This is a genomic window from Streptomyces kaniharaensis (assembly GCF_009569385.1).
GTDB classification, from domain to species: domain Bacteria; phylum Actinomycetota; class Actinomycetes; order Streptomycetales; family Streptomycetaceae; genus Kitasatospora; species Kitasatospora kaniharaensis.
Map to the genome: position 1 here is coordinate 3,205,906 of NZ_WBOF01000001.1, position 23,863 is coordinate 3,229,768.

Annotated in this window: 24 protein-coding genes; 18 read left to right on the forward strand and 6 right to left on the reverse strand. The window is 73.9% G+C overall.

Going from position 1 to position 23,863, the window contains the following annotated elements:
• Positions 1-32 precede the first annotated feature (32 nt).
• The 7 genes from F7Q99_RS14700 to F7Q99_RS14730 all read left to right on the forward strand — a co-directional run bounded on the left by F7Q99_RS14700 (position 33) and on the right by F7Q99_RS14730 (position 7,051).
• Positions 33-3,173, forward strand: a complete 3,141-nt coding sequence (locus F7Q99_RS14700; protein WP_153461788.1) for a DEAD/DEAH box helicase — start codon at positions 33-35, stop codon at positions 3,171-3,173.
• Positions 3,170-3,397 carry a hypothetical protein gene (locus tag F7Q99_RS14705; protein WP_153461790.1) on the forward strand — a complete coding sequence of 76 codons (228 nt, stop codon included), beginning with the start codon at positions 3,170-3,172 and terminating at the stop codon, positions 3,395-3,397. The genes F7Q99_RS14700 and F7Q99_RS14705 overlap by 4 nt, the downstream gene beginning before the upstream one ends.
• Before the next feature lie 42 nt (positions 3,398-3,439).
• Positions 3,440-4,342: an RNA polymerase sigma-70 factor gene (locus F7Q99_RS14710; protein WP_326846667.1), complete on the forward strand. Its 903-nt coding sequence runs from the start codon at positions 3,440-3,442 to the stop codon at positions 4,340-4,342.
• Between the two features lie 34 nt (positions 4,343-4,376).
• Complete coding sequence (locus tag F7Q99_RS14715) at positions 4,377-5,483, forward strand: DNA polymerase III subunit beta family protein (protein WP_153461792.1); 1,107 nt, start codon at positions 4,377-4,379, stop codon at positions 5,481-5,483.
• A 131-nt stretch (positions 5,484-5,614) separates the two neighbouring features.
• Complete coding sequence (locus F7Q99_RS14720; protein WP_153461794.1) at positions 5,615-6,040, forward strand: helix-turn-helix domain-containing protein; 426 nt, start codon at positions 5,615-5,617, stop codon at positions 6,038-6,040.
• Positions 6,041-6,062: 22 nt separating this feature from the next.
• Positions 6,063-6,578, forward strand: a complete 516-nt coding sequence (locus F7Q99_RS14725) for a hypothetical protein (protein ID WP_153461795.1) — start codon at positions 6,063-6,065, stop codon at positions 6,576-6,578.
• A gap of 119 nt (positions 6,579-6,697) precedes the next feature.
• On the forward strand, positions 6,698-7,051 hold the full coding sequence (locus F7Q99_RS14730; protein WP_153461797.1) for a DUF2516 family protein: 354 nt from the start codon (positions 6,698-6,700) through the stop codon (positions 7,049-7,051).
• 87 nt (positions 7,052-7,138) lie between these two features.
• On the opposite strand, the gene F7Q99_RS14735 is transcribed toward F7Q99_RS14730, so the two are convergent.
• The gene (locus F7Q99_RS14735; RefSeq protein ID WP_153461799.1) at positions 7,139-8,650 is read right to left on the reverse strand and encodes a PP2C family protein-serine/threonine phosphatase; all 1,512 of its coding nucleotides are present in this window, start codon (positions 8,648-8,650) and stop codon (positions 7,139-7,141) included.
• A 237-nt stretch (positions 8,651-8,887) separates the two neighbouring features.
• On the opposite strand from F7Q99_RS14735, the gene F7Q99_RS14740 reads away from it, so the two are divergent.
• A complete protein-coding gene (locus F7Q99_RS14740; RefSeq protein ID WP_153466190.1) occupies positions 8,888-9,478 on the forward strand; it encodes an O-acetyl-ADP-ribose deacetylase in 591 nt (196 codons plus the stop codon).
• A 142-nt stretch (positions 9,479-9,620) separates the two neighbouring features.
• Here the strand turns inward: F7Q99_RS14740 and F7Q99_RS14745 are convergent, their stop codons facing one another.
• Entirely contained in the window at positions 9,621-10,451 is an 831-nt protein-coding gene (locus F7Q99_RS14745) for a methyltransferase domain-containing protein (RefSeq protein WP_153461801.1), read from the reverse strand.
• A gap of 215 nt (positions 10,452-10,666) precedes the next feature.
• On the opposite strand from F7Q99_RS14745, the gene mshA reads away from it, so the two are divergent.
• On the forward strand, positions 10,667-12,052 hold the full coding sequence (gene mshA / locus F7Q99_RS14750) for a D-inositol-3-phosphate glycosyltransferase (RefSeq protein WP_326846668.1): 1,386 nt from the start codon (positions 10,667-10,669) through the stop codon (positions 12,050-12,052).
• 64 nt (positions 12,053-12,116) lie between these two features.
• Entirely contained in the window at positions 12,117-12,629 is a 513-nt protein-coding gene (locus F7Q99_RS14755) for a type III secretion system chaperone family protein (protein ID WP_153461805.1), read from the forward strand.
• Positions 12,630-12,636: 7 nt separating this feature from the next.
• Here F7Q99_RS14755 and F7Q99_RS14760 read toward each other — a convergent pair whose 3' ends face one another.
• Positions 12,637-13,935 carry an MDR family MFS transporter gene (locus F7Q99_RS14760; RefSeq protein ID WP_153461807.1) on the reverse strand — a complete coding sequence of 433 codons (1,299 nt, stop codon included), beginning with the start codon at positions 13,933-13,935 and terminating at the stop codon, positions 12,637-12,639.
• Between the two features lie 148 nt (positions 13,936-14,083).
• On the opposite strand from F7Q99_RS14760, the gene F7Q99_RS14765 reads away from it, so the two are divergent.
• Positions 14,084-14,842, forward strand: coding sequence for a phosphoglyceromutase (locus tag F7Q99_RS14765; protein ID WP_153461809.1), 759 nt, complete (start codon positions 14,084-14,086; stop codon positions 14,840-14,842).
• Positions 14,843-15,007: 165 nt separating this feature from the next.
• Here the strand turns inward: F7Q99_RS14765 and F7Q99_RS14770 are convergent, their stop codons facing one another.
• A complete protein-coding gene (locus F7Q99_RS14770; RefSeq protein ID WP_153461811.1) occupies positions 15,008-15,187 on the reverse strand; it encodes a hypothetical protein in 180 nt (59 codons plus the stop codon).
• A gap of 197 nt (positions 15,188-15,384) precedes the next feature.
• Positions 15,385-16,065, reverse strand: coding sequence for a phosphate signaling complex protein PhoU (phoU, locus tag F7Q99_RS14775; RefSeq protein WP_153461813.1), 681 nt, complete (start codon positions 16,063-16,065; stop codon positions 15,385-15,387).
• A 306-nt stretch (positions 16,066-16,371) separates the two neighbouring features.
• On the opposite strand from phoU, the gene F7Q99_RS14780 reads away from it, so the two are divergent.
• Positions 16,372-17,772, forward strand: coding sequence for a sensor histidine kinase (locus tag F7Q99_RS14780; protein WP_230210220.1), 1,401 nt, complete (start codon positions 16,372-16,374; stop codon positions 17,770-17,772).
• 2 nt (positions 17,773-17,774) lie between these two features.
• The gene (locus F7Q99_RS14785; RefSeq protein WP_031069385.1) at positions 17,775-18,470 is read left to right on the forward strand and encodes a response regulator transcription factor; all 696 of its coding nucleotides are present in this window, start codon (positions 17,775-17,777) and stop codon (positions 18,468-18,470) included.
• A 101-nt stretch (positions 18,471-18,571) separates the two neighbouring features.
• Here the strand turns inward: F7Q99_RS14785 and F7Q99_RS14790 are convergent, their stop codons facing one another.
• Positions 18,572-19,273, reverse strand: coding sequence for a DUF461 domain-containing protein (locus F7Q99_RS14790; protein ID WP_153461814.1), 702 nt, complete (start codon positions 19,271-19,273; stop codon positions 18,572-18,574).
• Between the two features lie 428 nt (positions 19,274-19,701).
• On the opposite strand from F7Q99_RS14790, the gene F7Q99_RS14795 reads away from it, so the two are divergent.
• From F7Q99_RS14795 to cysS, 5 genes are all read left to right on the forward strand, one after another.
• Complete coding sequence (locus F7Q99_RS14795; RefSeq protein ID WP_030244332.1) at positions 19,702-20,184, forward strand: CarD family transcriptional regulator; 483 nt, start codon at positions 19,702-19,704, stop codon at positions 20,182-20,184.
• A gap of 273 nt (positions 20,185-20,457) precedes the next feature.
• Positions 20,458-21,213, forward strand: a complete 756-nt coding sequence (gene ispD / locus F7Q99_RS14800) for a 2-C-methyl-D-erythritol 4-phosphate cytidylyltransferase (RefSeq protein ID WP_153461816.1) — start codon at positions 20,458-20,460, stop codon at positions 21,211-21,213.
• Positions 21,203-21,703 carry a 2-C-methyl-D-erythritol 2,4-cyclodiphosphate synthase gene (ispF, locus tag F7Q99_RS14805; RefSeq protein WP_153461818.1) on the forward strand — a complete coding sequence of 167 codons (501 nt, stop codon included), beginning with the start codon at positions 21,203-21,205 and terminating at the stop codon, positions 21,701-21,703. The genes ispD and ispF overlap by 11 nt, the downstream gene beginning before the upstream one ends.
• A 148-nt stretch (positions 21,704-21,851) precedes the next feature.
• On the forward strand, positions 21,852-22,247 hold the full coding sequence (locus tag F7Q99_RS14810; protein ID WP_153466191.1) for a PPOX class F420-dependent oxidoreductase: 396 nt from the start codon (positions 21,852-21,854) through the stop codon (positions 22,245-22,247).
• A 92-nt stretch (positions 22,248-22,339) separates the two neighbouring features.
• Positions 22,340-23,734, forward strand: coding sequence for a cysteine--tRNA ligase (gene cysS / locus F7Q99_RS14815; RefSeq protein WP_326846669.1), 1,395 nt, complete (start codon positions 22,340-22,342; stop codon positions 23,732-23,734).
• Positions 23,735-23,863: the final 129 nt, after the last annotated feature.

The window sequence follows — 23,863 nt, forward strand, 5'->3', positions numbered from 1 at the left end:
AGACGGTTCCGCCGACCCCGAGAGGCCCGCCCATGTTCGTCCTGCAGGCGCTCTGGCGCGCGGACGGCCGGCTGGCGCTCTGGGCCGAGGACGCCCGCCGCTATCCCGCCGCGACGGCCGAGGCGCCGCCCGTCCGGCCGTCCCCGCGCGCCCACCCCTACGCCTGCACGGCCGCCGACGTGGCCGCCGTGCTCGGCGGGATCGGCCCGGGCCTCGGTTGGCTGGCCGGGCAGGCGCCCGAGCGCTGGGCCACCCTGCTGCTGCCCACCGTCGGCGGCCTGCCCGCGCCCTCGCCCGACCTCCCGGTCACCCCCGTGCGCGGCGGGGCGGCGCTCGCGCCCTGGCGGGTACCCGCGCTGCTCTTCGACGAGGGGGCGGCGGCCCAGCTGCTGGGCGAGGTCTTCGACCCGCACTGGGCCGTGACCGGCACGGATCTGCCCGGCACCGGGCGCGTCGACGTCGTCCACGGGCCCTCGCTGCGCTGGCTCACCGGGGTGCACGACCTCGCCTGGCGGACGGTCGGCGGCGGCCGGGTGCTGCCGGCTCCCGTCCTGACGGACGGCGCCCCGCAGGCCCGCTGGCGCCCGGACCTCACGCCCGCCGGCCGCCGGGAGGCCGCCGCCCTTGCGGCCGGCTGCCCGCCGGTCGCGCTGGGGGAGTGGCCCGCCACCGGCGTCACCGGCGAGGCGCTGGTGGACGCCGTGCTGACCGCCCTGGTGGACGTCGAAGCCCGGGCCGCCCTCGCCACGGCGCCCCCGCTCCTGCGCGGCGCCGGCGCACCGACGGGCGCCGCCGAGCACTGGCTGGCGGCACTGTCCGCTCCGGACGGCCGTTTCGCCGCGGATCCGGCCGACCTCGCCGACCTGCACGGCCGGCTCTCCGCCTGGTACGCCGCCGCCGAGCCCACCGACCCCGCGCTGCGGCTCTGCTTCCGCCTGCTGGAGCCGCTCGGGCCGGACCCGGACGACCCCGAGGGCCGCCCGTCCGACGACGCCTGGCAGGTGGAGTTCCTGCTCCAGGCCGCCGACGAGCCCTCCCTGCTGGTCCGCGCCGCCGACCTGCACGAGGGCGGCGCCGCGCTCGCCGTCCTCGCCCGCAAGGCCGACGACCCGGCCGGCGTGCTGACGGCCGAACTCGCCCGCGCCGCCCACCGCTGGCCCGAGCTGGACGGGCTGCGCCACCGCTCCCGCCCGTCCGTCCTCCCGCTCGACCGGGCCGGGGCGCTGGACTTCCTGCGCACCGGCGCGCCCGCCCTCGCCGAGAGCGGCTTCGGCGTGCTGCTGCCCGCCTGGTGGCGCCGCAAGCCCCGGCTGGGGCTCGCCCTGCACGTCGCCGGCCCGCCCGCGCCCGGCTCGCTCGCGGTCACCAGCCAGGTGGACCGGGACGCCGTGGTCGCCTTCCGCTGGCAGGCCGCGCTCGGCCCGGACGGCGACCCGCTCGACGAGCAGGAACTCGCCGAACTGGCCGCCGCCAAACAGGGGCTGGTCCGGATGCGCGGCACCTGGCTGGAGGCCGACCCGGCGCAGATCGCCGCCGCGCTCTCCTTCCTGAACCACCGGCGCGACGGCGCCCTCACCGCGGCCCAGCTCCTGCGCATGGCACTCGATCCGGAGGCCACGGTCGCCGGGCTGCCCGTCACCGGCGTCCGGGTCGACGGACCGCTCGGTGACCTGCTCGCCGGGCGAACGGCCCCCGCCCCGGTGCCCGACCTCCCGCCGGACTTCCGTGCGACCCTCCGCCCGTACCAGGAACGGGGGTTGGCCTGGCTGCGGACCATGGCCAGGCTCGGCCTGGGTGCCGTCCTGGCCGACGACATGGGCCTCGGCAAGACCGTCCAGACCCTCGCGCTGCTGGCCGCCGAGCAGGGGGAAAGGACCGGCCCGACCCTCGTCGTCTGTCCGATGTCCGTGGTCGGCAACTGGCAGCGCGAGGCCGAGCGCTTCGCCCCGGGCCTGCGCCGCCACGTCCACCACGGCGCCGGCCGCCTCGGACCGGACGAACTCGCCGCCGCCGTCCGCGACGCCGACCTCGTCATCACCACCTACGGCGTGGTCCAGCGCGACCTCGCCGCCCTGCGCGAGGTCCGCTGGCGCCGGGTCGTCGCCGACGAGGCGCAGCACATCAAGAACGCCGGCACCGCGCAGGCCCGGGCGATCCGCGCCCTGCCCGTGGCCGTCCACCGGATCGCCCTGACCGGCACCCCGGTGGAGAACCGGCTGTCCGAGCTGCACGCCGTGCTGGACTTCGCCAACCCCGGGCTGCTCGGCCCGGCCGAGCGCTTCAAGGAGCGCTACGCGATCCCGGTCGAGCTGCACCGCAGCCCGGACCGCACCGCCGAACTCCGGCGCCGCACCGCCCCGTTCGTGCTGCGCCGGCTCAAGACCGACCCGGCGGTGGCGGCCGAGCTGCCGGCGAAGCAGGAGATGACCGTCTGGTGCAACCTCACCGCCGAGCAGGCCGGCCTCTACCAGGCGGTGGTGGCCGACCTGTTGCGGCGGGTCGAGGGCATCAAGGGCGTGGAGCGGCGCGGCACCGTGCTGGCCGCGATCGGCAAGCTCAAGCAGGTGTGCAACCATCCGGCCCAACTGCTGCACGACGGTTCGGCGTTGGGGGAGCGCTCGGGCAAGGTCGCCCGGCTGGCCGAACTCCTCGAGGAGGCGATCGCCGAGGGCGACCGCACGCTGGTCTTCACCCAGTACGCCGAGTTCGGCGCGATGCTCCGCCCGTACCTGGCCCGGCGGCTCGGCGAGGAGGTGCTGTATCTGCACGGCGGACTCTCCCGGGCCCGCCGCGAGGAGCTCGTCCAGCGCTTCCAGTCCCCCGACGGGCCACGGGTGTTCATCCTCTCGCTGCGGGCCGGCGGCACCGGACTCAACCTGACCGCCGCCAACCAGGTGATCCACCTCGACCGCTGGTGGAACCCGGCGGTCGAGGAGCAGGCCAGCGACCGTGCGTTCCGGATCGGCCAGCGCCGGGACGTCCAGGTCCGCCGGCTGGTCTGCGTCGGTACGGTCGAGGAGCGGATCGACGAACTCCTCGCCGCCAAGCGTTCGTTGGCCGACACGGTGGTGGGGGAGGGCGAGCGCTGGCTCACCGACCTGCCCGCCGACGCGCTGCGCGAACTGGTCGAGCTCACCCGCGACGACGCGGTGGCCGAGGAGGAGGACGGATGACCGAGCCCGACACCACCCCTGCGATGGACGCCCCTGCGGTGGACGCACCTGCCGTGAACGTCGCCTCGTACTGGCGCGGCGACTTCACTCTGCGCGCGGAGGCACAGCAGGACGGCGAGCCCGACGAGCCCTCGCTGCGCCGCCTGGGCCCGTCCGGCATCACCGTGCGCGGCCGCGACCTCGCCACCCTGCTCGCCCCCGCGTACGACGCCTTCCTCGGCTGACACCCCGGTGCCCGGCGGCCGCGCTGAGGTAGCGTCGGCCGGGTGACCGACACCATCGACTCCCCCGGCCTCGCCGAGTTCGAGCAGCACCGGCGCATGATCTTCGGCATCGCCTACCGCATGCTCGGCAGCGTCGCCGACGCCGAGGACCTGGTCCAGGACACCTGGCTGCGCTGGAGCCGGGTCACCGGCCCGGTCGCCCACCCGGGCGCCTACCTGGCCCGGACGGTCACCAACCTCGCCCTCAACCGGCTCGACTCGGCCGCCGTCCGTCGCGAGTCCTACGTCGGCCCGTGGCTGCCCGAGCCGCTGGTCACCGAGCCGGACGCGACCGAGGACGTCGAGCGCGCCGAGACCGTCTCGCTCGCCGTGATGGTGCTGCTGGAGAGCCTCTCCCCGCTGGAGCGGGCGGTCTTCGTCCTCAAGGAGGCCTTCGGCTTCTCCTACAAGGAGATCGCCGAGGCCCTGGACCGCACCGAGGCCGCGTGCCGCCAGGTCGGCAGCCGGGCCAAGGCGCACGTCCAGGCCGGCCGGCCGCGCTACGACGCCCCGCCGGAGCTGCGCCGCCGGGCCACCGACGAGTTCCTCGCGGCCTGCGCCGGCGGCGACCTCAACCGGATGCTGGAACTGCTCGCCCCCGATGTCACCTCGTGGACCGACGGCGGCGGCGTGGTCCGCGCCGCGCTGCGCCCGATCACCGGCGCCGACAAGGTGGCCCGCTTCATCCTCGGCGTGCTCAGCCAGCTCGGCGAGGGCGCCGACGCCCGACCCGCCCTGGTCAACGGCCAGCCCGGCCTGCTCGTCACCGTGGACGGCGCGGTCGACTCCGTGATGGCGTTCGATTTTGTCGAGGGCTCCGACGGCGGGCCCCGGATCGCCGCGATGCGCTCCATCCGCAACCCGCACAAGCTCAGCCACGTCGCCGCCGGCACGAAGGGGGCTTGACCCTCGACCTGGTCGAGCCACCACAGTCACCGGCATGGAGAGCGACCTGCACAGCATCGGCGAACTGGCTCGCGCGAGCGGCCTCGGCATCGGCACCCTGCGCTACTACGACGGCGCCGACGTGCTCACCCCCGCCCGGGTCGACCCGCAGTCCGGCTACCGCTGGTACGGGCCCCGGCAGGTAGCCGACGCCCGGCTGCTCGCCCGGCTGCGCCGGGTCGGCCTCCCGCTGGCCGGCATCCGCGCCGTCCTCGGCGCGGCCCCCGGCTCCGGCGAGGCCCACCGGGTGGTCGACGCGCACCTGCGCCGGCTGGAGGACGGCCTCGCCGACGCCCGCCGCGAGCTCTCCCTGATCCGCACGCTGATCGACCAGAGGGAGAACCCGATGACCACCGCCCCCGCCGAACTCCGGCTCACCGTCCCGGCCCACGAACTGGCCGCCGCCCTCGACGCGGTCCGCTTCGCGGTCGGCGCCGACCCCGAACTCCCGGTCCTCGCCGGGGTGCTGTTCGACCTGGACGGCACGGTGCTGCGCCTGGTCGCCACCGACCGGTACCGGATGGCGCTCGCCGAGGTGGCCCTCCCGGCGGCCCCCGAGACTGCGCCGCCCACCGGCACGATCGTCCCCACCGCCCTGGTGGACGCCCTGCGCGCACTGCTCGGCGCGGGCGCCGCCGAGGCCGAACTGACCCTCGGCGGCGGCCTGGTCCGCGCCGAGACCGGCGGCCACCGGATCGAGGGCGCCACCGTCGACCTCGACTACCCCGACTACCGCGCGCTCACCCGGCTCGACCCGCAGCACCGGATCGGCCTGCCCGCCGCAGACCTGCGCGGCGCCGTCGAGTCCGGCGCCACCCGCACCCTGCCGTCCGGCCCGCACGGCGAGGACTGCACGGTCACCGTCCTCGCCCTCACCCCGGACGGCCGCCTCGCGGTCGCCCCGGCCGACGCCGACCCCGCGCCGGGCGAGCTGCGGGTGGCCGTCAACCGGGACTTCCTGCTGGACGCCCTGCGGGTCGGCCGTCCCGAGCAGCTGGTCCTCGAACTCGGCGGCCCGATCGCCCCCCTGGCGATCCGCACGCCCGGCCGGGACGGCACCTTCTCCATCCTGATGCCGGTCCGGGTGCCCGAACTCGGGTGACCCGCCGAGCGGCCGCCCCCGCGGCGCGGCCGCTGCCTCGGCTCGTCCGTGCTGCCCGACTCCGCCGTCACCCGTTTGCTACTGCTAGCGCCCCGCTTGCATTTGCAAGCGCGGTGTTGCAGGCTGTGGGTATGGCCTCACTGAACGTCGGCTCGCTGGGCGAGTACATCCGCGAACAGCGCCGGAACGCCCAGTACTCGCTGCGGCAGCTGGCGGAGGCCGCGGGCGTGTCCAATCCGTACCTCAGCCAGATCGAGCGCGGGTTGCGCAAGCCCAGTGCGGAGATCCTCCAGCAGATCGCGAAGGCGCTGCGGATCTCGGCGGAGACGCTCTACGTCCAGGCCGGGATCCTGGAGGAACGGCGGGGTGAGGGCCTGGAACTGCGGGCCGCGATCCTGGCCGATCCGCTGATCAACGAGCAGCAGAAGCAGGCGCTGCTCGCGGTCTACGACGCCTTCCTCAAGGAGAACGCCGCCCTGCGGGGCACGGTGTCCGACGGCTCGGCCCCGGCCGGCACCGGCACCGGCGCTCCGACGACCGACGGCCCAGCCACCTAGACATCCACCGGGAGGACCGGTCATGCCGATCACCGACGAGCTCAAGAAGACCCTCACCGACCCGACGCCGCTGTACGCCCTCGCCGGCGCCAGCGACCTCGCCTACGAGAAGCTGCGTGAAGTTCCGGGCAAGGTCGAGGCGCTGGCCGCGGACCGCAAGGGCGCGCAGGAGCGGGCCGGCGCCCGCCTCCACGAGGCGCAGGCCAGGCTGGCCGAGGCGCAGGCCAAGGTCGCCGAGACCGTCACGACGCTCCCCACCGACCTCAAGACCCTGCAGGAGCGGGCCCAGGACTTCGCGATCCAGCAGGTGGGCCGCGCGGTCGAGCTGGCGGTTAAGGCGAAGGAGACGTACGACGAGCTGGCCGAGCGCGGCAAGGTCGTGGTCGAGCGCACCCGCCCGGGCAGCCCGAGCGCGCCGGTCGAGGCCGCGGAGCCCGCCGCCGACGAGCCGGTCGAGGCCGAGCTGGTCGAGGGCGACGCCGAGTCCGCGCCGAAGAAGAACGCCCGGGCCCGGAAGGGTGTCGACCGAGGCGAGTGAACCGCCCCCGAACGGGGCACATCCGGTGACCGCGGGACGTTGACACCAGGGCGGACGGACCACCGTGCCAGGACGGGCGGCGGACCGCACGCCGGATCCGAGAGACAGAGGAGACCGCGATGGGCGGAGTGGCCCAGATCCTGGACCTGGCCTATCTGAACCCGATCTGGTGGCTGTCCGTCGCCATCCTGGGTTTCAAGCTGTTCGCCCTGCTCGACGGCGCCTCCCGCCGTGAGGACGCCTACCGGGCGGCGGACAAGAAGACCAAGCCGTTCTGGCTGACGATCCTGGGTGTCGCGTTCGGCTGGGACCTGCTGTTCGGGGTGAACTTCTTCACCGGCATCGGGACGCTCGCCGGACTGGTCGCCGCGATCGTCTACATGGTGGACGTGCGCCCGGCGATCCGTGAGCTGACCAACCGCGGTGGCCGGGGCGGCGGCCGGAGCAACACGGGGCCGTACGGGCCCTGGTAGGCCGCGCGAGCCGGCCGAGCCGAGAACGGCGGCGCCCGGGCAGGTGGACCACCTGCCCGGGCGCCGCCGTTTCCGTGTGCCCGTGCCTCACCCGAGGACCAGGTGCACCGGGTTCCGCTCCAGCAGCAGCACCGCGACGTCGTCCGTCAGCGCGCCGCCGTTCAGCTCCTCGACCTCGGCGATGGCGCTGTCGACCAGCCGGCCGCGGGTCAGCCCGGCGGACTGGTGGTCGCCGACCAGGTCCGCCAGCCCGTCCTGCCCGAGGCGGCGGGACCCGGCTCCCACCCGGCCCTCGATCAGCCCGTCGGTGTAGAGCAACAGCCGCCAGCCGGGCCGGAGTTCGACGTGGTGGGCGGGCCACGCGGCCTGCCTGTCGTGACACGGCAGGAGGCCGAGCGCGGGCCCGGCGAGGTCGGAGGGGAGCGACATCGGCTGGTGGTCCCGGCCGAGCAGAAGGGGCGCCGGGTGTCCGGCGAGGTAGAGGCGGGCGCGCTCGCAGGCACCGGGCGCGCCCGGTCCGCCGCGGCCGCCGCCGTCCGTGCCGGGTTCGATGACGAGCATGCAGAGCGTCGCGAAGATCTCGTCGCTGCGCCGCTCGTGTTCCAGCACGTGTTGAAGGGTGGTGAGCAGGGCCTCGCCGGTGAGGCCCGCGAAGACGAGGGTGCGCCACGCTATCCGGAGGGCGACGCCGAGCGCGGCCTCGTCGGGGCCGTGCCCGCAGACGTCGCCGATGACGACGTGGACGGTGCCGTCGTCGGTGCGGACGGCGTCGTAGAAGTCGCCGCCGAGGAGGGCGCGGCGGCGACCGGGGCGGTAGCGCCGGGTGAAGGAGAGGCCGGCGCCGTCGAGCAGCGGGGTGGGCAGCAGGTGGCGCTGGAGGCGGGCGTTCTCCTGGCCGCGCAGTTCGGCCTCGACCAGGCGGCGCTGTGACTCGTCGGCGCGCTTGCGTTCGACGGCGTAGCGCAGGGCCCGGGCGAGCAGCGGGCCGTCCGTCTCGTGCTTGATCAGGAAGTCCTGGGCGCCGGCGGCGACGGCGGCGGCGCCGAGTTCGGCTCCGGCCGCGTCGGTGAGGACGACGACCGCGGTGTGCGGGGCCCGGCGGAGCAGTTCGCGCAGGCCTTCCAGCCCGTCGGCGGTTCCTCCGCCGCCGGCGGCCGGGCGGGGCCCCCAGACGGGGCGTGGCAGGTCGGCCGGGGCGGCGAGGTCGAGCAGGACGCAGCTGAACTCGCTGGCGCGGGGGCGTCCGCGCCGGTTTCCGGCCGGGGTGGGGGCCAGCAGGGGGGTGGCCTGTTCGAGGCCGCGGACCCAGTGGACCTCGATGGAGGTGCCGCTGTCCGCCACCGCCGCCTTGATCAGCTGGGCGTCGGAGGCGTCGTCCTCGATCACCAGCAGTTTGAGCGGTGCGCCGCCGGGGCCGGCGGGGGCGTCGCCGGGTGCCGGAACGCTTCCGGCCTGCGACCTCGGGTGAGGTATCGGGGGAGCGTCCGTCAGCGGAACGGCCGCGGCCGGGCGGCTGACGGCATGGCGGGGGCGGGCGCCGTCGCGGGCGCCCGGCAGGTCCGCGGCACCAGGTGCCCGCCCGTCTCCCGTTGCGGGCATCGGTGGTTCCTTCCTTTCCCCGAGTGCGTAACGGCCGGCGTCCGTCCGCAGTGCCCGCCTGGCACCCTGCGTCGGGGAACGTCTCGCGACCATAACGTGATCTCCGGGGGATTGCTCTGGCCCATCGGCGCCGTTGTGGCTATTGCCAGGCCGGTGACGGTGTGGTGATCGGACTCGGACGACGGCTCGGGCCCGTTCCCCAGCGGGTGCCGGGGCGGGCGGAGAAGGGGGTACATGATGGTGACGCGGATCACCCTGGTCGAGGGTGACATCACGGAACAGCGGGTGGACGCGGTGGTGAACGCCGCCAACTCGTCCCTGCTGGGCGGCGGCGGGGTGGACGGCGCGATCCACCGCAAGGGCGGGCCGCAGATTCTGGAGGAGTGCCGCCGGCTGCGCGCCTCGCACTGGGGCAAGGGGCTGCCCACCGGGCGGGCGGTGGCGACGACGGCCGGGCGGCTGCCCGCCCGGTGGGTGGTGCACACCGTCGGGCCGGTGTACAGGGCGGAGGAGTACGAGGAGCGGGCGGGGCTGCTGGCCTCCTGCTATCGCGAGTCGCTGCGGGCGGCGGCGGAGCTGGGTGCGCGCACGGTGGCGTTCCCGGCCGTGTCGGCCGGGATCTACGGCTGGCCGCCGGCCGACGCGGCCCGGATCGCGCTCTCCACCGTCGCCGAGGTGGTGGACGGCGGTGACGAGCACGCCGGGGCGGGGCTGGACGAGGTGCGGTTCGTGCTGTTCGGGGCGGAGATGTACGGGGTGTTCGAGCAGGCGTGGCAGGCGCTGCGGGAGCAGCGGGAGGGGGAACGGCGGGAAGGTGGCGACGGCTGAACAGGGCGAGCACCGGGCGGCGGTGCTGAACTCCGCTCGGTGCCCTCCATCGTGGCGTGACGGGGCGTCAACGCGCCAGGGGAATTCGATAACTCGTTCGAGTGAAACGTACGGGTCACTGCCGGATCCGGCGCCGCTCCTCCTACGGCGCGAGTGCCGTCCACGGCACCGTGACCTCGCCCTGCCGCCACCGGCCGCGGGCGTCCACCAGCGGCCAGTCACCCGCCAGCGCCGTGCACGCGGCCACCCAGCGCTGCCGCGCCCCGAACGCCCCGTACGGCGCCGCGGCCGCCCAGGCCCGGTCGAAGTCGCTCAGGAACCGGTGCACCGGCCGGCCGGGCACGTTGTGGTGGATCAGCGCCTTCGGCAGCCGCTCGGCCAGGTCGGAGGGCTGGCCGAGGCCGCCCAGCCGAGCCGCGAAGGTCACCGTCCGCGGCCCCTCCGGGCCGAGCGCGACCCAGACGTGCCGGCGCCCGATCTCGTCGCAGGTGCCCTCGACGAGCAGCCCGTCCGGCGCCAGCCGCGCGCAGAGCCGCTCCCACACGGCGGCCACCGCCGCCTCGTCGTACTGCCGCAGCACGTTGGCGGCCCGGATGAGCTGCGCCGGCGTGCCGCCGTCCAGCGGCACCTCGAAGCCGCCGCGCCGGAAGGTGAGCCGCGGCGGCTCGGCGTACGGCAGCGCCGCGGCGACCCGCTCCGGCTCGATCTCGATCCCGACCACCCGGACGTCCGCCCGTACCGCCCGCAGCCGCCCGGCCAGCTCGACGGCCGTCCAGGGCGCGGCGCCGTAGCCGAGGTCGACGGCCACCGGCGGACGGTCGGCGGCGCGCAGGGTGCGGCCGAGGGCGTGGGCGATCCAGCGGTCCATCCGCCGCAGCCGGTTGGTGTTGGTGGTCCCCCGGGTGACCGTCCCCACCGGGCGCCCGGCCCGCCCGCGGGCGGGCGCGGTCGCGGAGTCGAAGGAGGCAGCCATGCCCAGAAGGGTACCGAGACGCGCGACCACAGCCTCCCACCTGCGATGATCCCCGGCCCCGCGATCAGTGCGCCCGGTCGGGAATGCCGGACCTCGGCCGGGCGGTTGGCACACTGGTGGTGATGTGTGCCCGGACGGGGCAGCGCACACCGGACAGTCGGCGGGCCGAACTCGGGCCGCCGGAGACGGGCCGCACACGAGGAGGCTTCAGCCAGGTGATCCAGCACCCCGTCCGTTCGGTACGCCGTGCCCAGTCGGCCGCGCCCGCGCGCGGCCGGTTCCAGGCGCTCGTTACGGGCCGCCGCCGCCCGCGCCGGATAGCCATGCTCAGCGTCCACACCTCGCCGCTGCACCAGCCCGGCACCGGGGACGCGGGCGGGATGAACGTCTACATCGTGGAGCTGGCCAAGCGCCTCGCCGAGCTCGACGTCGAGGTCGAGGTGTTCACCCGCGCGACCTGCTCGGACGACGCCCCCACCGTCGAGCTGGCCCCGGGCGTGCTGGTGCGGCACGTCACGGCGGGGCCGTACGAGGGCCTGATCAAGGAGGACCTGCCGGCTCAGCTGTGCGCCTTCACCCACGGGGTGCTGCGCACCGAGGCGGGTCACCGCCCCGGCCACTACGACCTGGTGCACTCGCACTACTGGCTCTCCGGGCAGGTCGGCTGGCTGGCCGCGCAGCGCTGGGGGGTGCCGCTGGTGCACACCATGCACACCATGGCGAAGGTGAAGAACGCCGCGCTGGCCGAGGGCGACACGCCCGAGCCCGCGGCCCGGGTGATCGGCGAGACCCAGGTGGTGGAGGCGGCCGACCGGCTGATCGCGAACACCACCGAGGAGGCCGCCGAGCTGGCGCTGCACTACTCCGCCCGACCGGACCAGCTGGCCGTCGTTCACCCCGGCGTCAACCTGGACCTCTTCCGGCCGGACGGGCCGGACGCGCGGCCGGACGCGCGGGCGGCGGCGCGGGCCCGGCTGGGCCTGCCGCAGGACGCCGCCGTGCTGCTCTTCGCCGGCCGGATCCAGCCGCTGAAGGCGCCCGACGTGCTGCTGTGCGCGGTCGCCGAGCTGCTGGACCGCCGGCCGGACCTGCGCGAGCGGCTGGTCGTCCCGGTGGTGGGCGGCCCGTCGGGCACCGGGTTGGCCCGGCCGGAGAGCCTGCACAAGCTCGCCGCCCAGCTGGGCATCTGCGACGTGGTGCGCTTCCACCCGCCGGTCGGCCAGTCCAAGCTCGCCGAGTGGTACCGGGCGGCGACGGCCCTGGTGATGCCCTCGCACAGCGAGTCCTTCGGGCTGGTCGCCTTGGAGGCGCAGGCCTGCGGCACCCCGGTGGTGGCCGCCGCGGTCGGCGGGCTGCCGGTCGCGGTGCGGGACGGCGTGACCGGCACGCTGGTGCGCGGCCACGACCCGCGGGACTGGTCGCACGCGCTGGAGCCGTACGTCACCGACCCGGCCCTGGTCGCCCGGCGGGGGGCGGCGGCGGCCCGGCACGCGGCCGGGTTCGGTTGGGACACCGCGGCGGCGACCACCGCCGAGGTGTACGCCGGCAGCCTGGCCCGCCCGGCCGGTCGGCTGCCCGGGGCCCGGCGGCGTCTGGTCTGACACCCCGGACGGGGTGGCGGCCGCCGGGTGCGTGCCACCGGTACCGCCGAGTAACGTCACCCCCATGGCAACCCGCACCAAGGACGAGGCCCTGACCCTCCTGCGCGCCGCCCTGGACCACGCCGGGGTGGCCTGGGAGCCGGCCGCCACCGACCCGTACACGCTGGTGGCGACGCTCCCGGGCACCCGCAAGCTGAGCACCACCTGCGCCCTGCGGGTCGGCGACCACACCCTCTCGGTGAACGCCTTCGTGATCCGCCGCCCGGACGAGAACCACGAGGCCGTCTACCGCTGGCTGCTGGAGCGCAACACCCGGCTCTACGGCGTCGCCTACGCGATCGACGCGCTCGGGGACGTCTACCTGGCCGGCCGCCTGCCACTGGAGGCGCTGACCGCGGACGCGGTGGACAAGCTGCTCGGAACGGTGCTGGAGAACGCCGACGAGCCCTTCAACACGCTGCTGGAGCTGGGCTTCGCCTCGGCGATCCGGCGCGAGTGGGAGTGGCGGACCAAGCGCGGGGAGTCCACCCGCAACCTGGCCGCCTTCGCCCACCTGGCCGCCCCGGCGGCCGAGTGACCGGACCTCAGGAGCCCGCCGGAGCCTTCACGGCCTCGGCGGGCGCCGGCGTCCGCACGTCCGTCACGTCGTGGTCCCTGCCCGCCGTGCCACCCGTGCGGCGGCCCAGCAGCACGTGCCCGATCGCCGCGACCGTGCCGCAGACCGCGCACACACCCCACAGCATCACCGGGCCCGCCTGCTCCAGCAGCACACCGCCGGCCGCCGGGCCGACGAACGAGGCGAGCGACCAGGAGAGCGAGTAGACGCCCTGGTACCGCCCGCGCGCATGGGTCGGCGCCAGCTCGGCGACCAGGCTCATCATGGTCGGGGCGTTCAGGATCTCGCCGATCGTCCAGACCGCCACCGAGCCGGCGAAGATCCATGCGGACGACCCGGCCAGCGCCGCCAGCCCGAAGCCCCAGCCCGCGAACAGGCAGCTTGCGATCAGCAGCCCGGTCCGGGAGCGGCCCTCCATCCACCGGGTGAGCGGGATCTGCAGCACCACGATCAGCACCCCGTTCAGGCCGATGACCAGCCCGTACTCGGTGGACGTGATGCCCGCGTGGCCCATGCCGACGGCCAGCGTGGTGCTGCCCTGCTGGAAGACCAGGGCGAGCAGCAGGTTGAGCGCGACGACCGTCATGAACCGGCCGTCCCGGAACACCGTGCCGAGGCCGACCGCCGGCTCCTTCGCCTGTGCTGCGGGCGGCGCCGCCGGCTTGGTCTCCGGGATCCGGATGAAGATCACCACCGCGCAGACCAGCGTGCTGAGCGCGTCGAGCAGGAAGAGCGTGAGGTAGCCGTGGGTGGCGATCAGGCCGGCCGCGGCGGCGGAGAGGCCGAAGCCGATGTTGATCGCCCAGTAGTTCAGGGCGTAGGCGCGGACCCGGTCCTCGGCCGGGACGAGGTCGGCGATGATCGCCGAGACGGCCGGCCGGGAGGCGTTGCTGCAGAGGCCGACCAGGAAGGCCACCACCGCGATCGCCGTCCGGCCGTCCGCGAAGCCGAGCACGGCGGTGAACAACGCGGTGCCGAGCTGCGAGGCGACGAGAGTCGGGCGGCGCCCGATCCGGTCGGTCAGGACGCCCGCGCCGAGCGCCGAGACCGCCGAGCCGAGGCCGAACAGGGAGGCCACCAGGCCCGCGTAGGAGTCCGAGTAGCCGCGGTCGTGGGTCAGGTACAGGGAGAGGAACGTCACGACGAACGCCCCGAGCCGGTTGATCAGCGTCGAGGTCCAGAGCCACCAGAACTGCCGCGGCAGCCCGCCCATCGTCTCGTGCAGAAGTCCTCTGATCCGGCCGGGGGCGGGTCGGGCGACGGGCATGTGGGGGCTCCCGAGGGCAGGCGTCCGCCGAGCGGTACGGGCAGGTTCGCTCAGCCGACAAGTGTAAGTGGCGCTCTAGCTCGGCACACGTTACACAGGGCCAAAGGCCCCCGGCCAGGGGTTTTCCGGCTCCACTAAGCTGGACGCCATGGCCGACACGACGTACCGACTCATCCTGCTCCGCCACGGCGAGAGCCAGTGGAACCAGAAGAACCTGTTCACCGGTTGGGTCGACGTCGACCTCAACGAGAAGGGCGAGAAGGAAGCCGCTCGCGGTGGCGAGCTCCTGGCCGCCGAGGGCCTGCTGCCCGACGTGGTGCACACCTCGCTGCTGCGCCGCGCGATCCGCACCTCGCAGATCGCCCTGGACAAGGCGGATCGCCACTGGATCCCGGTCAGCCGCAGCTGGCGCCTCAACGAGCGGCACTACGGCGCGCTCCAGGGCAAGGACAAGGCACAGACCCTGGCCGAGTTCGGCGAGGAGCAGTTCCAGCTCTGGCGCCGCTCCTACGACACCCCGCCGCCGGTGCTGGCCGACGACAACGAGTACTCGCAGGCCGGCGACGCCCGCTACGCCGACATCCCGAGCGAGCTGCGTCCGCGCACCGAGTGCCTGAAGGACGTCGTCGAGCGGATGCTCCCGTACTGGTACGACGCGATCGTCCCGGACCTGGCCGCCGGCCGCACCGTCCTGGTCACCGCCCACGGCAACAGCCTGCGCGCGCTGGTCAAGCACCTCGACGGCATCTCCGACGAGGACATCGCCGGCCTGAACATCCCGACCGGCATCCCGCTGGTGTACGAGCTCGACGCCGACTTCAAGCCCGTCACCACGGGCGGCCGCTACCTCGACGCGGAGGCCGCCGCCGCCGCCATCGAGGCGGTCAGGAACCAGGGCAAGAAGTAGGCCCGAACGCGCGACGGCCCCGCCGCCCGGTTTCGCCGGGGGCGGGGCCGTGTGCTGTCCGGTCGCTGGTCAACCCGTTCGTGCGATGCGGGAGTTCTGCACCCCGGCACCGCAGACCGGGGTGCACGGCCGTCTCCCACGGCGGCACCGCACCCCGGGAGTGCCTCAGTGGCCGCCGCAGCAGCCGCCGTCCGTGCCGCCGCACTGGCAGGGGGCGCCGGACTGGCAGCCGCAGCCGCAGCCAGGACCGCAGCCGCAGCCGGCGGCGAGGACGGGCAGCAGCTTCGGGGTGGGCGGCTCGACGGTGTCGTGTGGCGGTGCCGGTCGGGTCGGGTTGGCCTTCATCGTGCTGAACCCTCCTAGTGACAGGCACACTTCGGTGCCTACGGCTTCGAGTGAAGCCGCCGGTCGGAGGGGGCGTCAACGGGCGCGCAGTGGTGGGGTGTTCGGATCGCCGTGCACCCACACCCCCCTCGCCCGAGGTTTACTCACCCTCACGGGCCCCGGGGTGAGCGCGCCGAGGTCACTGCGCCCCGCCGAGGTCACTCCGCGGCCGAGGCCTCCGAGGTGGCGATGAAGTCGGCCACGTGCTCACCGGTCACCAGGTACACGACGCGCTTGGCGACCGACACGGCGTGGTCCGCGAAGCGCTCGTAGTAGCGGCCGACCAGGGTGATGTCGACGGCGGTCTCGATGCCGTGGGCCCAGCGGTCGTCGATCAGGTGCGACAGCAGCTCACGGTGGAGCGTGTCGATGGCGTCGTCGTCCTGCTCCATCTCCAGCGCCTTGTCGACGTCCTTGGTGGCGATCACCAGGCCGGCCTTGGCCACCAGGCGCTGGGCGAGCTGGCCCATCTCCAGGACGGTGGAGTGCAGGTCGCGCGGCACCGCCGACTCGGGGTAGCGCATTCTGGCGACCTTGGCGACGTGCCGGGCGAGGTCGCCGCAGCGCTCCAGGTCGGAGCTCATCCGCAGCGAGGTGACGACGATGCGCAGGTCGGTGGCGACCGGCTGCTGGCGGGCGAGCAGGTCGATGGCGCGGTCTTCCAGATCGTGGTGGAGCTCGTTGATCTTCTCGTCGGCGGCGATCACGCTCTCCGCCAGCGCCAGGTCCGCGTCGAGGAGTGCGGTGGTCGCCCTGCCCAGGGCCGAGCCGACCAGCCGGGCCATCTCGACCAGGCCGTCGCCGATCGCATCGAGTTCCTCGTGGTACGCGTCGCGCATGCTCTCTCCTCAGTAGCTGTGTCGGTGGCGGTGCCGACCGGTCATCCCGTCCGACCGTCTCCACGGCGCACGGATGACCGCTGCTGGTGCGCGCATGGTACGCGCACCCCGGGGCGGCGGCTGCTTGGTTCGACACACCGCCCAGTCCCACACGGGCTGCGCGTCCAACCTTGCGCCGCCCGGGCGACCACGCACGACCCGAGCGGTGAATCGGCCGCTACGTGGAGGTGAATTCTCGGCAACGCGAGGCCGATGCCTTGATCTGCCTCTTGGGGAAGGCCCAGGCCATGCGCTTACGCTGGCCACATGGACGTGAACGTGGCCGCCGCCGCTGCCTGCGCCATAGCCGGGCTCGGCGTCGGCCTCACGGCCTCCATCGCCTTCCGCTGGAGCGAGCGCGAGCAGGCCAGAGGCAGGTACAGCGGCACCAACGGCAGGAACCACGGTCGGCACCAGGTGCTGGGCGCCGGCACCCAGGAGCCCCCGTTGCCTCCCGGTGTGGACACCGTGCTCTCCGTGCTGCGCTCGTGCGCGATCGTGCTCGGCGAGGCCGACGAGGTGGTCAAGGCCAGCTCTGCGGCGTACGCGATGGGCCTGGTGCGCGGCGGCGCGGTCGCCGTCGACCAGATGCTCGCGCTGGCCCGCGCCACCCGACGGGACGGCGAGATCCGCCAGGTCGAACTGGAGGTGCCGCGCCCTGGTGCCGCCCGCGCCGCCGAGCCGCTCGCGGTCTCGGTCCGGGTCGCCCCGCTGGGCTCGCGGCTGGTGCTGGTGCTGGTCGAGGACCAGACCGAGCGCCGCCGGGTGGAGGCCGTCCGCCGGGACTTCGTGGCCAACGTCAGCCACGAGCTCAAGACCCCGGTCGGCGCCCTGTCGCTGCTCTCCGAGGCGGTCGCGGACGCGGCCGACGACCCGGAGGCGGTGCAGCGCTTCGCCGGCCGGATGCAGATCGAGGCGACCCGGCTGGCCAGCCTGGTCCAGGAGATCATCGACCTCTCCCGGGTCCAGGACGACCGGCTGATGGTCGACCCGGAGCCGGTCGCGGTGGACGAGCTGATCGCCGAGGCGATCGACCGCTGCCGCCAGCAGGCCGCCGCCAAGCAGATCCTGATCGCCGCCGGCGGCATCGCCGGCCTCTACCTGCACGGCAACCGCGGCCAGCTCGCCGCCGCACTCGGCAACCTGGTCGAGAACGCCGTCAACTACAGCCCGCCCCGCACCCGGGTGGCGATCGCCACCCGCCGGATCTCCAGCGCCGCCGCGCTCGGGGAGGCGGACGGCGAGCTGATCGAGATCTCGGTCACCGACCAGGGCATCGGCATCTCCGAGAAGGACCGCGAGCGGGTCTTCGAGCGCTTCTACCGCGTCGACCCGGCCCGCTCCCGGGCCACCGGCGGGACCGGCCTCGGTCTCTCCATCGTCAAGCACGTCGCCGCCTCGCACGGCGGCACCGTCTCGGTGTGGAGCGTCGAGGGCCAGGGCTCGACCTTCACCGTCCGCCTGCCCGCCGGACAGGCACCCGGGGCCGAGGACGACGGCCCCGACGCCGCGGACGACCTCGACGCTGCCGGCTCCGCCGCCGCACCCCGGACCACCACCACAGACCGGACGGCCTCCACGGGCCGCACGGACCGTTCGCTCCCCGCCGGGGAGCGGGAAGAACAACCGCTGTCAGACACAACCCCCCAGCTTGCCCCGGAGGCCTGATCGTGACCCGAGTACTGGTGGTCGAGGACGAGGAGTCGTTCAGCGACGCCCTCTCGTACATGCTCCGCAAGGAGGGCTTCGAGGTGGCCGTCGCCGCCACCGGCCCCGACGCGCTGGAGCAGTTCGAACGGAACGGCGCCGACCTCGTGCTGCTCGACCTGATGCTGCCGGGCCTGCCGGGAACCGAGGTCTGCCGCCAGCTCCGGGTGCGTTCCAACGTCCCGGTGATCATGGTGACCGCCAAGGACAGCGAGATCGACAAGGTCGTCGGTCTGGAGATAGGCGCGGACGACTACGTCACCAAGCCCTACTCCACCCGTGAGCTGGTCGCCCGGATCCGCGCGGTGCTGCGGCGCCGCGGCGAGGACGGCGGCGCGGGCGACAACGGCGGCGGCCCGGGCGCCCTGGAGGCCGGCCCGGTCCGGATGGACGTGGACCGGCACGTGGTGACGGTGGACGGCGCCAAGGTCGACCTGCCGCTGAAGGAGTTCGACCTGCTGGAGATGCTGCTGCGCAACGCGGGCCGGGTGCTCACCCGGATGCAGCTGATCGACCGGGTCTGGGGCGCGGACTACGTCGGCGACACCAAGACCCTGGACGTCCACGTGAAGCGCCTGCGGGCGAAGATCGAGCCGGACCCGGGTGCCCCGCGCTACCTGGTCACGGTCCGCGGCCTCGGCTACAAGTTCGAGCCGTAAACCGCGAAGTCGCCCGACACGCGAAGGCCCCCTCCGATGCCGGAGGGGGCCTTCGCGTTGCGCCTGCCGGGCCAGGGGGCCGGCAGGCGCAACGCGACGCGTCAGTGGGTGCCGGCGGACGGCGTGGCCGCACCGGACGGCGTGGCGGCACCCGTGGCGCCGGCGGCGGGCGCGGCCGGGGTGGCGGTGCCCGCCGGGGTGGTGGCGCCGGCACCGGCGGCCGGGGTGGTGGCGGCCGGGGAGGCGTTCTTGGTCGGCACCGCGACCGGGGTGGTCGCGGTCGGGGTCGGGGTCGGGCCGAAGCCCTTGAACAGGGCCTTGTTCGGGCTCACGCTGGCCTGCGTGTCGACCTTCCGGCCGTCCTTGAAGGCGAAGGTGGTCGGAATCATGCCGCCGACCGTGACGCTCACGGAGGCGATCCGGGCGGACGGGTTGCCGTCACCGCCGATCAGCACGGCGCCGCCGGCCGGGACGACGATGCCGGTCAGCGGCGCGCCCGCGGGGTCGGCGAAGGTGGCGTTGGCGCCGCTGCCGACGGTGATCGACTGCAGCTCGACCGGCTCGGCCCCGGTGTTGGAGATGTTCACCGTCACGGCGGCGGGGCCGGTGTGCTGGCCCGAGGACTCGTCGCCGGTGACGACGATGATGTTGTTCAGCCGGACGTTCGTACCGAGCGTCGCCGACGCACTGTCGGGCTTGATCTGCAGGGTGTCCGGCTGGTTGCCGGCCGCGCAGGAGGACAGCGAGGCGATGGCGAGGGCGGCGAGGGCGGCGATGCTGCCGCGTCGAAGGCTGCGGCTCACGGCGGCGGCTTCTCCTATGGTCACGTGTCGGTAGGTCAGGTCTCAGATTATCGACCTCGCTTATGCGGTCCTCACGGGGTGGTCCCCGTGTCGCACTCGGAAGGGCCGCCCGGGCGTCCGTCCGGCGGCACCGTGACGTGTCCGGGTCACTCGCGGGACAAGCTTCGACCAAGATCAGATAACGATCCGGATACGCCCCGACAAACGGTGAAAACTCAAGATCCAATCACGGTTTCGGGCCTGTGGCGAGAGGTTTCGCCGAGCGCCAGAACCGCCTCCGACCTGCGGGAAGCCCCTCTCGAACACCGGTCGCAGCACGTCATGGGGGTCCTTGTCAAGCCCCGAGACCTGCCCTGACCTGCGAAAACGCCCTTCGGGTGGGCCGAGAAGCGTGTTATTCTGGAAAGCCACGGAAGGGGTCCTGTCACATGACGTTCAAGGTTGGCGACACGGTGGTCTACCCCCATCACGGGGCCGCGCTGATCGAGGCCATCGAAATTCGCCAGATCAAAGGTGTGGACAAGACCTACCTGGTGCTCAAGGTGCAGCAGGGAGACCTGACGCTCCGCGTGCCCGCCGAGAACGCGGAGTTCGTCGGCGTGCGCGATGTGGTCGGCCAGGAAGGTCTGGACCGGGTCTTCGAGGTGCTGCGCGCACCGTACACCGAAGAACCGACCAACTGGTCCCGTCGCTACAAGGCGAACCTGGAGAAGCTCGCCTCGGGTGACGTTATCAAGGTCGCCGAGGTTGTGCGCGACCTCTGGCGCCGCGAGCGCGAGCGCGGCCTCTCGGCCGGCGAGAAGCGGATGCTCGCCAAGGCGCGCCAGATCCTGGTCAGCGAGCTCGCGCTGGCCGAGAACACCAACGAGGACAAGGCGGAGACGCTGCTCGACGAGGTTCTCGCCTCGTAGTGCAGTCGGGCTGCCGCCCACCGCTCACAGCGCCCGGTGCCGGCGCGCCGCTCCCCGGATCCAGCATCCGGGAGTGGTGCAGTGGCACTTCGGGCGCTGAGGCGTGTCCGGACGCGACACCTCCTCCGCCCCGACGGTCTTCGGGCATGCCGGACCGTTCTGCGGATCTGTGGATCTGCGAAGCGCGGGCCGGGGACCGGTGGTTCGTCGGAAGGGGTCCATACGCCCGTCGTGCACGCCATGGCCATACCCACTTCGCCGAAGGAGTGAAACCTGAACGCCTCAGCAGCAGTCGCAGCAGCAGTGGTGCCCGCCGCCGGACGCGGTGAGCGGCTGGGCCCCGGCGCCCCGAAGGCCCTGCGGGAACTGGGCGGCGTGCCGCTCCTGGTGCACGCGGTCCGGGCGCTGGCCCGCAGCCGCGCGGTCGGCCTCGTCGTGGTCGCCGCGCCGGCCGACGGGGTGGCCGAGGTGGCCGCCCTGCTGGACAGCCACGGGCTGGACGGCAAGGACATCCGCGTGGTGGCCGGCGGCTCGACCCGCCAGGAGTCGGTCCGGCTCGGCCTGGCCGCGATCCCGGCCGACGTGGAGATCGTCCTGGTGCACGACGCGGCCCGCCCGCTCGTCCCGGTCGAGGTGGTGGACGCGGTCGCGGCCGCCGTCCGGGCCGGAGCCGAGGCGGTGGTGCCCGCGGTGCCGCTGGCCGACACCGTGAAGCGGGTCGAGCCGAACCCGGGCCACCCCGAGCCCGTCCTCGACACGCCCGACCGGTCCACCCTGCGCGCGGTGCAGACCCCGCAGGGCTTCCGCCGGGCGACCCTGGCCGAGGTGCACGCCAAGGCGCTGGCCGAGGAGTCCGCGGGCGGCACCGGCGCGCCGCCGGTCACCGACGACGCCGGCCTGGTGGAGCGCTTCGGCGGCCAGGTCGTCGTGGTGCCCGGCCACGAGGAGGCGTTCAAGGTCACCCGTCCGCTGGACCTCGTGCTCGCCGAGGCCGTACTCGCCCGCAGGAGGGCCGCCGATGCCTACTGATCCGCAGGTTCCCCTGATCCCCCGCGTCGGGGTGGGCACCGACGTGCACGCCTTCGAGGCAGGGCGCCCGCTCTGGGTGGCCGGACTGGAGTGGCCGGACGCCGAGTTCGGGCTCTCCGGGCACTCGGACGCGGACGTCGCCGCGCACGCCGCCTGCGACGCGCTGTTCTCGGCCGCCGGAATCGGCGACCTGGGCGCGCACTTCGGCACCGACCGCCCGGAGTGGGCCGGCGCGTCCGGGGTGAAGCTGCTCGGCGAGGCCGCCCGGCTGGTGCGCGAGGCCGGCTTCGAGATCGGCAACATCGCGGTCCAGGTGATCGGCGTGCGCCCGAAGATCGGCAAGCGCCGGGCCGAGGCGCAGGCCGCGCTGTCCGAGGCGGCCGGCGCGCCGGTGTCGGTCTCCGGCACCACCACCGACGGGCTGGGCCTCACGGGCCGGGCCGAAGGGCTGGCCGCGATCGCCACCGCCCTGGTGTACGAACGGCGTTGACGCCGGACGGATCCTACGAGCCGGGAATGCTTCGCGGCTGACGAGTGTTCAACGACCGTTGCGGGGGCCCGAGTCGATAGTGTGCGACGCGGGCCCGCGCAGACCGTTCCACCGGGTCCGTACCGCCGACGACGAGAAGAGGTTCCCGATGAGCGCCCAACTCTCCGACCGTGCCAAGGCCCTGATCGACGGCAAGAGCTTCGCGGTGGTCTCCACCGTCCAGCCCGACGGCAGCCCCCAGTCCTCCGTGGTCTGGGTCGCCCGGGACGGCGAGGACATCGTGTTCTCCACCGTCGAGGGCCGCCGCAAGCACCTCAACCTGGTCAAGGACCCGCGCATCTCGCTGGTGGTCAACCCGCCGGAGAGCCCGTACGAGTACTTCGAGGTGCGCGGTTCGGTCACCCTGACCACCGAGGGCGGCCGGGAGCTGATCGACCGGCTGGCCGCCAAGTACCGTGGCGAGGACGTCTACCGCTTCGACGGGCCGGACGACGTCCGGGTGGTGGTGCGGCTCACCCCGCGCAAGGTGGTCGGCAACATCTGACTGCCACCCTGACCGCCGGCCGACTGCCTCCGGGCTGCCGTTCCCCCGGGAATGTGGCGGGGCACCCCTCGGTGCCCACTACGCTTGACGCTGTGAGCATTCGCCTGTACGACACCAGCACCCGCCAGGTACGCGACTTCGTCCCGCTTGTACCGGGTTGTGTCTCGATCTACCTGTGCGGCGCTACCGTCCAGTCGGCGCCACACATCGGGCACATCCGGTCCGGCCTCAACTTCGACATCATGCAGCGGTGGTTCGCCTACCGCGGCTACCGGGTGACCTTCGCCCGGAACGTCACCGACATCGACGACAAGGTGATCGCCAAGGAGCGCGAGCTCGGCACGCCGTGGTGGCAGATCGCCTACGCGAACGAGCGCGCCTTCGACGACGGCTACACCGTCCTCGGCTGCCTGCCGCCGACCGTCGAGCCGCGGGCCACCGGGCACATCCCCGAGATGATCGAGATGATGCAGGGGCTCATCGCCCGGGGCCACGCCTACGCCGCCGACGGCAACGTCTACTTCGACGTGAAGTCGTACCCCGACTACCTCGCGCTCTCCAACCAGAAGCTGGCCGACCTGCGCCAGCCCGAGGGCGAGGGCGAGACCGGCAAGCGGGACCCGCGCGACTTCGCGATGTGGAAGGCCGCCAAGCCGGGCGAGCCGAGCTGGGACACCCCGTGGGGCCGCGGCCGCCCGGGCTGGCACCTGGAGTGCTCGGCGATGGCCCACAAGTACCTGGGCTCGGCCTTCGACATCCACGGCGGCGGGCTCGACCTGATCTTCCCGCACCACGAGAACGAGATCGCCCAGTCCAAGGCCTTCGGTGACGACTTCGCCAACTTCTGGGTGCACAACGCCTGGGTCACCATGGCCGGCGAGAAGATGAGCAAGTCGCTCGGCAACTCGGTGCTGGTCTCCGAGATGGTCCGGCGCTGGCGGCCGATCGTGCTGCGCTACTACCTGGCCGCCCCGCACTACCGCTCGATGATCGAGTACAGCGAGGAGTCGCTGCGCGAGGCCGAGGCCGGGTTCGGCCGGATCGAGGGCTTCATCCAGCGCGCCGTCGAGCGCTGCGGCCAGGTCGACGCGGCGCCCGAGGTGCCGCCGGCCTTCGCCGAGGCGATGGACGACGACCTGGGCGTGCCGCAGGCCCTGGCCGTGCTGCACACCGCCGTCCGCCAGGGCAACAGCGCCCTGACCGCGGACGACAAGGAGAACGTGGTGGCGCGGCTGGCCGAGGTCCGTGCGATGCTCGGAGTGCTGGGTCTCGACCCGCTCGACCCGCACTGGGCCGGGGCCGAGCGCGGCGACGACCTGCACGGCGTGGTCGACTCGCTGGTCCGCCTGGTCCTGGACCAGCGGCAGGCCGCTCGCGAGCGCAAGGACTTCGCCACCGCGGATGCCATCCGCGACCAGCTCGGCCTGGCCGGGCTGGCGATCGAGGACACCCCGTCCGGCCCGCGCTGGACGATCAACAGCCAGTAACCCCATCTGACGATCGGGGTGAGGGTGGGCCGCACCGGACCGGTGCGGCCCTCCCGCATGACGTAGCGCATGCCGTCGGCCGCCGCCGCACCGAGCGGGACGGTCGGGCATGCCGGACAGACAGGAAGT